General features: G+C 38.7%; 2 protein-coding genes. Both read right to left on the minus strand.

Annotated elements, in window-relative coordinates; genetic code table 11:
• Positions 1–566, minus strand: a 566-nt coding sequence (locus NZ923_10715) for a gp58-like family protein (protein MCS7230480.1), incomplete at its 3' end; no start/stop codon positions are given.
• An 11-nt stretch (positions 567–577) separates the two neighbouring features.
• Positions 578–842: hypothetical protein (locus tag NZ923_10720; protein ID MCS7230481.1), on the minus strand; the 265-nt coding region annotated here is incomplete at its 5' end.

Raw genomic sequence — 842 nt, forward strand, 5'->3', positions numbered from 1 at the left:
TCTCTCTCTGTCTTCAACTCACCACGAACTATATCCACCTCCACACTTAATACCTCTATAACTAAATAGAATTCAGCACGAACCCCATCTATTCCTGACCTCAACTCACCACGAACTTTATCTACCTCTACATGAACACCATCTATTCCTGACTTCAATTCACCACGAACTTTATCCATCTCAGCACGAACACCTTCTATCCCTGACTTTAACTCACTACGAACTTTATCCACCTCCCCACGAACTCCCTCTATCTCTAACTTCAATTCAGCACGAACACCTTCTATCCCTGACTTCAACTCACTACGAACTTTATCCACCTCCGCACGAACGCCCTCTATCTCTAATTTCAATTCAGCACGAACCTTATCTATCTCCGCTCTTAACTCGTTACGCATACTTTCCATTTCTGACTTCAACTCACTTCTTATAAGATCAATTTTTTCATCAACTCGTTTTATTTCAGAATCAAATTTTGTCTTCAACTCGTTAACGCTTGACTTAATCTCTTGAAGCTCCGGGACTATGAGCTCCTGAATTATTTTCTTAACATCAACTTTCGGCATAGATTAAGTTTTTATTTTATCAAACTTGCAACTTTTGATTCAAGCGCAGCAAGTCGCTCCCTTATCTGTATCGCTATGTCTATCTTCTCATCAAGTCGCTTGATCTCTACCCTAAACTCGTTTTTAAACCCACTTAACTCACCTTTGATTCCATCAATCTCCGACCTCAATTCGTTTTTAACTAAATCTACCTTCTCATCAAGTCGCTTGAGCTCAACTTTAAGTCCATTAATTTCTGATTTTAACTCATTTTTAACTAAGTCAATCTTTTCATCA

Source organism: Candidatus Kryptonium sp., assembly GCA_025060635.1.
GTDB lineage: Bacteria > Bacteroidota > Ignavibacteria > Kryptoniales > Kryptoniaceae > Kryptonium.